Origin of the sequence: Streptomyces sp. MB09-02B (assembly GCF_033794485.1) — a bacterium.
Lineage (GTDB): Bacteria > Actinomycetota > Actinomycetes > Streptomycetales > Streptomycetaceae > Streptomyces.
In genome coordinates this window covers 1-7,360 of record NZ_JARGEE010000420.1, presented here as the reverse complement: position 1 = coordinate 7,360, position 7,360 = coordinate 1, and the positions used below count along the sequence as shown (strand labels likewise).

General features: G+C 71.0%; 8 protein-coding genes and 2 pseudogenes. 6 read left to right on the top strand and 4 right to left on the bottom strand.

The window, feature by feature from the left end:
• Nucleotides 1-195: pseudogene (locus P1P70_RS36630) on the bottom strand (SigE family RNA polymerase sigma factor); the annotation flags it as partial.
• Between the two features lie 265 nt (nucleotides 196-460).
• Between P1P70_RS36630 and afsQ1 the strand changes: the two are divergent.
• The 5 genes from afsQ1 to P1P70_RS36605 all read left to right on the top strand — a co-directional run bounded on the left by afsQ1 (nucleotide 461) and on the right by P1P70_RS36605 (nucleotide 4,495).
• A complete protein-coding gene (gene afsQ1 / locus P1P70_RS36625) occupies nucleotides 461-1,138 on the top strand; it encodes a two-component system response regulator AfsQ1 (protein WP_013001223.1) in 678 nt (225 codons plus the stop codon).
• 47 nt (nucleotides 1,139-1,185) lie between these two features.
• Nucleotides 1,186-2,736, top strand: coding sequence for a HAMP domain-containing sensor histidine kinase (locus P1P70_RS36620; protein ID WP_319245470.1), 1,551 nt, complete (start codon nucleotides 1,186-1,188; stop codon nucleotides 2,734-2,736).
• Nucleotides 2,733-3,359 (top strand): hypothetical protein, encoded by a 627-nt coding sequence (locus P1P70_RS36615; protein WP_319245468.1) that lies wholly within the window; start codon nucleotides 2,733-2,735, stop codon nucleotides 3,357-3,359. The genes P1P70_RS36620 and P1P70_RS36615 overlap by 4 nt, the downstream gene beginning before the upstream one ends.
• Before the next feature lie 256 nt (nucleotides 3,360-3,615).
• On the top strand, nucleotides 3,616-4,170 hold the full coding sequence (locus tag P1P70_RS36610; protein WP_413471631.1) for a VanZ family protein: 555 nt from the start codon (nucleotides 3,616-3,618) through the stop codon (nucleotides 4,168-4,170).
• 124 nt (nucleotides 4,171-4,294) lie between these two features.
• Entirely contained in the window at nucleotides 4,295-4,495 is a 201-nt protein-coding gene (locus tag P1P70_RS36605) for a PspC domain-containing protein (RefSeq protein ID WP_086760136.1), read from the top strand.
• Between the two features lie 90 nt (nucleotides 4,496-4,585).
• Here P1P70_RS36605 and P1P70_RS36600 read toward each other — a convergent pair whose 3' ends face one another.
• The gene (locus P1P70_RS36600; protein WP_319245465.1) at nucleotides 4,586-4,954 is read right to left on the bottom strand and encodes an ATP-binding protein; all 369 of its coding nucleotides are present in this window, start codon (nucleotides 4,952-4,954) and stop codon (nucleotides 4,586-4,588) included.
• Between the two features lie 133 nt (nucleotides 4,955-5,087).
• On the bottom strand, nucleotides 5,088-6,251 hold the full coding sequence (locus tag P1P70_RS36595) for an adenosine deaminase (RefSeq protein WP_319245463.1): 1,164 nt from the start codon (nucleotides 6,249-6,251) through the stop codon (nucleotides 5,088-5,090).
• A 113-nt stretch (nucleotides 6,252-6,364) separates the two neighbouring features.
• On the opposite strand from P1P70_RS36595, the gene P1P70_RS36590 reads away from it, so the two are divergent.
• A complete protein-coding gene (locus P1P70_RS36590) occupies nucleotides 6,365-7,135 on the top strand; it encodes a prolyl oligopeptidase family serine peptidase (protein ID WP_319245461.1) in 771 nt (256 codons plus the stop codon).
• 51 nt (nucleotides 7,136-7,186) lie between these two features.
• Here the strand turns inward: P1P70_RS36590 and P1P70_RS36585 are convergent.
• Nucleotides 7,187-7,360, bottom strand: a pseudogene (locus tag P1P70_RS36585) (LysR family transcriptional regulator); the annotation flags it as partial.

Here is a 7,360-nt window from a genome sequence, read left to right as displayed (position 1 = left end):
GGCGACCCCCGTTGCCCCCGTGGTGCTTCCCCCCACGTTTGCGTCAACCACCGACATGAACGTCGTGTGCTGACGCCCGGTGCCGCGAGCGCACCCCCGCCCGCTCACGGCACCGGACTTCTCCGCGTTCCGGACGACGACGTCGTGGAGCCGCGTGACAACTGCGCTAGTGCTGGTGCTGTGCAGCGTGTTCATCTCGCGCCCCCCGTCGTGGAGTTCCGGTCTTCGGCGTGCTTTCTTGCCTGTGCCGAGAAGATTGCCGGTTCACCTTCATGGCTCTGTCCGCCGACTGTCACAGACCTGTCACAGGGGTCGGCCCCTCGGGTGCGGCCCAGGCGGGGCACAGGTCGATCACAGAGAAGAGTCGTACGGCTACGCGAACGGCACGATCGTGTGCGGGTGTCGGGTGGGAGCGCTCCAACGGTCGATTCGGCGCCATGCCATGGGCCAGAATGAGCCCGTGCCTTCCCTGTTGCTGATCGAGGACGACGACGCCATCCGCACGGCCCTGGAGCTCTCACTGACGCGCCAGGGGCACCGTGTCGCCACCGCCGCCACCGGCGAGGATGGTCTCAAGCTGCTGCGCGAACAGCGGCCGGATCTGATCGTTTTGGACGTGATGCTGCCTGGCATCGACGGCTTCGAGGTGTGCCGGCGGATCCGGCGTACCGACCAGCTGCCGATCATCCTGCTCACCGCGCGCAGCGACGACATCGACGTCGTGGTGGGCCTGGAGTCGGGCGCGGACGACTACGTGGTCAAGCCCGTGCAGGGCCGGGTGCTGGACGCCCGGATCCGCGCGGTGCTGCGGCGCGGTGAGCGCGAGGCCAACGACGCGGCGACCTTCGGCTCCCTCGTGATCGACCGCGCGGCGATGACCGTGACGAAGAACGGCGAGGACCTCCAGCTGACGCCCACCGAGCTGCGGCTGCTGTTGGAGCTGAGCCGCCGGCCCGGACAGGCCCTGTCCCGGCAGCAGTTGCTGCGTCTGGTGTGGGAGCACGACTACCTGGGCGACTCCCGCCTGGTGGACGCGTGTGTGCAGCGGCTGCGCGCCAAGGTCGAGGACGTACCGTCGTCGCCGACCCTGATCCGTACCGTGCGCGGCGTGGGCTACCGGTTGGACACGCCTCAGTGACGAAGGCCCGAGGGGGGATCCGCGGCTGGGCCGCGGCTCGCAGGAAAGTGCAGTCCCGGATCCGTTTCACCAGTCTGCGGCTGCGTCTGGTGGTCGTCTTCGGTCTGGTGGCGCTCACGGCCGCCGTGTCGGCGTCCGGCATCGCCTACTGGCTCAACCGCGAGGCGGTGCAGACGCGCGCGCAGGACGCGGCGCTCAACGACTTCGAGCGCGAGATGCAGAGCCATGTGAGCACCCTGCGCCCGAACCCGACCCAGGACCAACTGCGGATCGCGGCGCGGAAGATGGCGGACGGCGGCGAGCGCTCCAGCGTGCTGCTGATCGCCCGGGGCGCCGACGGCGAGACGGTCTCCGGATCCTCCACCGACAACGCGCTCACCGGCTTCTCGCTGGAGGACGTACCCGCGTCGCTGCAGAAGGCCGTCAACAAGCGGCAGAAGCTCACCTCGGGCAACAAGCACGCGTACCACGTGTACTGGCAGCGGGTCATCGACGGCGACACCCCGTATCTGGTGGGCGGCGCGAAGATGATCGGCGGCGGGCCGACCGGCTACATGCGCAAGTCCCTCGCGGAGGAGGCGAAGGACCTCAACTCCCTCGCCTGGTCCCTCGGTATCGCCACGGGCCTGTCGCTGATCGGCTCGGCGCTGCTCGCGCAGGCCGCCGCGACGACCGTGCTCAAGCCGGTGCAGCGCCTCGGCGTGGCCGCCCGGCGCCTCGGCGAGGGCAAGCTCGACACCAGACTGCGGGTCTCCGGCACGGACGAACTGGCCGACCTCTCCCGGACGTTCAACCTGGCGGCGGAGTCGCTGGAGAAGAAGGTCGACGACATGAGCGCCCGCGAGGAGGCCTCCCGCCGCTTCGTAGCCGACATGTCCCACGAACTCCGTACGCCGCTGACCGCGATCACCGCCGTCACGGAGGTGCTGGAGGAGGAGCTGGACGCCGACACGGGCAGCCTCGACCCCATGATCGAACCGGCGGTACGGCTCGTCGTCAGCGAGACCCGCCGCCTCAACGACCTGGTCGAGAACCTGATGGAGGTCACCCGCTTCGACGCGGGCACGGCCCGGCTCGTCCTCGACGACGTCGACATCGCCGACCAGATCACCGCCTGCATCGACGCCCGCGCCTGGCTGGACGCGGTGGAACTGGACGCCGAGCGCGGCATCATCGTCAATCTCGACCCGCGCCGCCTGGACGTGATCCTGGCGAACCTGATCGGCAACGCGCTCAAGCACGGGGGCTCCCCGGTGCGCGTCTCGGTGCGCACGGAGGGCGAGAACCTGTTCATCGAGGTGCAGGACCACGGCCCCGGCATCCCCGAGGACGTCCTCCCGCACGTCTTCGACCGCTTCTACAAGGCGAGCGCCTCCCGCCCACGCTCCGAGGGCAGCGGCCTCGGCCTGTCCATCGCCCTGGAGAACGCCCACATCCACGGCGGCGAGATCAGCGCCGCCAACTCCCCCAAGGGCGGCGCGGTCTTCACCCTGCGTCTGCCCCGCGACGCGGCCTCCCTGGTCGCGAGGGAACGGGACGCACGGGACGGCGAGCAGGGCGACGGCGGCCCGGCGGGCACCGAAGGGGACGGCCAGTGACGATACGAGACGCCCGAGCCGTACGCGTCCTGGTCGCGACCGGGGCACTCACCGGCCTCCTCGCCGGTTGCGGCATCCGCGCGACCCAGGTGCCGACGGACTTCGGCCCGGCGCCCTCGATGGTGCCGTGCGAGCTGTCGGCGACGGACCTCTCGACCCAGGCGACCCCCTCGGGCATGCCGGTCGAGGTGTTCCTGCTGTGCTCAGGGGCGCTCGTCCGCGTCAACCGCTCGGTGGAGGTGGCCCAGAAGAGCACCGAGGAGGCCCAGCGGCGTGTCGTCGTGGCACAGGGCCTGCTGGACGCCCTGGCCGGCGATCCCAGCGACGTGGAGGACGAGGCCGGTCACACCACCGCCGTCCCGCCCGGCCTCACGGTGACGGGCCCCACCGCCGACGACCCCGAGGACACCCTCCGCCTGTCCACCGCGCCCGACGCCCTACCCCGCTACGCGCTGGCCCAGATCGTCTGCACCTTCGCCGACTCCGCCGCCGCCGGCGACAACGGCTCGGTGGTCCTCGGCAGCACGAGCGCCGAGTCGCTACGCCGCTACGAGTGCACCCAGGAGACCGAGTCCTCCCCGGGCGAGGGCAACCCGCCTTCCGAGGAGATCAGCGGCTCCTGACGGACGCCCACTGCCCTGGCTTCACGCGCCGGGCACCTCTCCGACCGACAGCACCTTGGCAGGACCACTGCAACGGAGGCTGGCGAGTGAGCCGAAGGGGCGCGCCTGTGTCGAGGGCGCGAGCGCGCGGAGGCCCCGACGAAGGAGGGGTCGAGCACGGTCGCGCACTCGACACAGGCTTCTGCGCCCCGGAGGCGAACCGAGCCTCGAAAAAGTTCCTGCAACCGATCGTGTCGGGGGCCGCGTCTTGGGGGGCGTGCAGCCTCAAGGTACGAACGGCGGTAGCGCCGGGGTCCGTGTCCGTGTGGCGGGGGGTGTCCTCCTCGCCGCGCATCTCGCGGTCGTTGCCTGGATCACGCTGCGTCCGCTGGACGTCACCTGGATGAGTCCCGCGAATCTGCGGCCGTTCGCCGGGATCAGAGCGGATCTCGCGCTCGGCTGGCCGGAGGCGGCCCACCGGATCGGTGAGGGACTGGCGCTGCTCGCTCCGCTGGGTGTCCTGCTGCCGATGCTGCACGGCAGGCTCGCCGTGTCGCCGCTCGCCTCGCTGGCCCGGTCGGTCGCGGCCGGGGCGCTGCTGTCGCTGGCCATCGAGTTGTTGCAGACCGGGGTGCCCGGTCAGGTCGTGGACATCGACTCGATCCTGCTGAACTCGGTCGGCGTGGGCCTCGCCCACCTCGCGGTCGTTCCGGCGCTCAGGTCGGCGTTGCGGCGGAGGGCCGAGACCCGGGTGCGGGCGGCACGGCCGCGCCCCGAGGAGTTGTCTCAGGGTCGGACCCCGACGATTCCCAGGGTCGGGATGGCTCCGTAGAGGGACGCTTCGTCCGCTTCGTCCCCGTAGCGTCGAAGGTGTGGAGAAGAGAGCGGTGGCCGCTTCGAGGCCCCGTCCCACCGTCGGCCTCCGGTCGACGTCCTACGCTGACGAAGGAGCCCTCATGAGCCGCCTTGCCCGCCCCACCGAAGGCCGGATGATCGGCGGAGTGTGCGCCGCGCTGGCACGGCGCTTCGGTACCTCCGCGACCACGATGCGCGTGATCTTCCTGGTGTCGTGCCTGCTGCCCGGCCCGCAGTTCCTGCTGTACATAGCCCTGTGGATCCTGTTCCCCTCGGAGGGCAAGGCCCGCGCGGCTTGGTGACGCGCGCCGGCCGACGACCGCCGGCCGGCGCACACACCGGCGGGGCGCACCCTTCGAAGGGTGCGCCCCGTTCGGCTGTCGCGATGCGCCTCAGGCGGCGGGGCCGCCGAGGGGGAGGCCGTTGACGCCGAGGCCCTTGGCGGGGAGGGTCTTGCCGACGGGGAGGCCGCCGAGCAGTCCCGCGACGGGGGCGGTGGGACCCTCGGCGAGGACGTTGGTGGCGGCGGGCTGGGCGGCTTCGAGGCCGGCGCCGAGCGCGCTCTGCCCCTGGGCGAGGGCGCCGGAGGCGACCGGCAGCACCTTCGAGACGTTCTCCACGGGCAGTGCCTGGGTGACGGTGCCCAGGGCCTGGGAGGCGTCGGGGGCACCCGGTGCGGCGTTCGCGGCGCCCGCGCCCGCGGCGGCGATGGCGGCACCGACGACGGCGACACCGAGGGTCTTGGCAGCAGACTGCTTCATGTTGAATGCGTCCTTGGAATGCGTTTGACGGGTGGTGAGCGGTGCCGAAACGTAAACACCAAAGTCCCGCCGGAGGCAAACATCGAAAAGCGGCCGCGTCGCCGTCGGCGCGACCGCTTCCCGATGCCGCTGCTCAACCCTGTTCGTCGACAGAACCGCTGGTGGAAGCCGTCTGACGGAACAGCCATTCGGATTTCAACTCGGCGTATCCGGGCTTGATCACGTCATTGATCATGGCCAGTCGTTCATCGAAAGGAATGAATGCTGACTTCATAGCATTGACCGAGAACCACTGCATGTCGTCGAGCGTGTAACCGAAAGCGTCGACAAGATGCTCGAATTCACGGCTCATGCTCGTGTGCGACATCAGGCGGTTGTCCGTGTTCACGGTGGCCCGGAAGTGCAGTCGCCGCAGCAGTCCGATGGGGTGCTCGGCGTACGAACGGGCCGCGCCGGTCTGGAGGTTGGAACTGGGGCACATCTCCAGCGGGATGCGCTTGTCGCGGACGTAGGAGGCGAGGCGGCCGAGCTTCACGGAGCCGTCCTCGTGGACCTGGATGTCGTCGATGATGCGGACGCCGTGACCGAGCCGGTCGGCGCCGCACCACTGCAACGCCTGCCAGATGGAGGGGAGTCCGAAGGCCTCGCCGGCGTGGATGGTGAAGTGGTTGTTCTCGCGCTTGAGGTACTCGAAGGCGTCGAGGTGGCGGGTGGGCGGGTACCCGGCCTCGGCGCCCGCGATGTCGAAGCCGACGACCCCCAGGTCGCGGTAGCGGTTGGCGAGTTCGGCGATCTCCAGGGCGCGGGCCGCGTGCCGCATGGCGGTGAGCAGGGCGCCGACGCGGATGCGGTGGCCGTCGGCCCTGGCCCGCCGCTCGCCTTCCCGGAAGCCCTCGTTGACGGCCTCGACGACCTGTTCGAGGGTGAGCCCGCCTTCGAGGTGCTGTTCGGGGGCGTAGCGGACCTCGGCGTAGACGACGCCGTCGGCGGCGAGATCCTCGGCGCACTCGGCGGCGACGCGGAAGAGGGCGTCGCGGGTCTGCATGACGGCGACGGTGTGGGAGAAGGTCTCCAGGTACCGCTCCAGCGAGCCGGAGTCGGCGGCCTCGCGGAACCAGGCGCCGAGTCGGTCGGCGTCGGTCTCGGGGAGGTGGGAGTACCCGCTGTCGCGGGCGAGTTCGACGATGGTTCCGGGGCGCAGGCCGCCGTCGAGGTGGTCGTGCAGCAGAACCTTGGGAGCCCGGCGGATCTGGTCCGAGTCCGGGGTGGTACCGGTCGGGTCGGTCTGGTTCGTCATTTTCGCACGATAAGCCCTACGCGCGTAGAGCGCCTGTCGGGCGGTCCTGTCGATACCCAACGGTGACCCACAGGACGGGTGGCGTACACCATGTCTTCTGACACTGTTCTGTCATGGCGCAGCAAGCAATGCCGGTACGTACGCCCCGACTTGGGCGGACGATCGGCCCGGAGCCGAGCACGGTCAGCGGGGTCGTCCTGCTGCTCCCGGCCGGCGACGAGGCATCCACCCGCAGGCCCTCCCCCATGCTGGCGACGGCGTCCGTGCGCGCCCTCGGCCGCCGGCTCGCCCGCGCGGGCCGTACGGCGGGGCTGGCCACGCATGTCGTGCACTACCGCTACCGGGGGTGGAACGGTTCGGAGGCGCGGCTGGCGCGGGACGCCGAGTGGGCCGTGGACGAGGTCGTCCGGCGGTACGGAGACGTCCCGGTGTGTCTGGCCGGGCTCCACATGGGGGCGCGGGCCGCGCTGCACGCGGGCGGGCACGAGGCCGTCAACTCCGTGCTGGCCCTCGCTCCCTGGTTGCCGGAGGAGGACGTGGCGGCGCCGCCCGAACCGGTGAAACAACTGGCCGGGCGGCGGGTGCTGATCGTGCACGGGACGAACGACGAGCGGGTGGACCCCGAGCTGTCGTTCCGGTTCGCGGCGCGGGCGAAGAAGACGAACCCCGACATCTGCCGGTTCGAGGTGCACGCTGATCGGCACGGGCTGACGCAGTACCGGGACGAGGTGCATGCGCTGGCGGCGGACTTCGTGATGGGGGTGCTGTTCGGGACGGCGTTCGCCCGGCCGGTGGAGGACGCGTTGGCGGCGCCGCCGCCGCTGGGGTTGCGGATGCCGCTTGCTTCCGGGTTCGGGAGGGCTCGCTCACAAAGGGGTGCCTGAGGTCTGTGGCGCGGCCGCGGGTCCGGTGGGGCGACGGCCCTGCGGGCCGCGTCAGTCGTGGAGGAGGCGGCCTCTTCTCGACAGCAGGAACTTCTTGAAGGCGGCCACCGGAGGTGTGTCCGGGTGGCCGTCGAGCCAGGCGACGCCGATCTCCCTGGCCGCCCTCGGGGCCGTGACCGTCAGCTCCACCACCCCCGGCCGGGGGACGGCGGGGGGTGGTGGAGC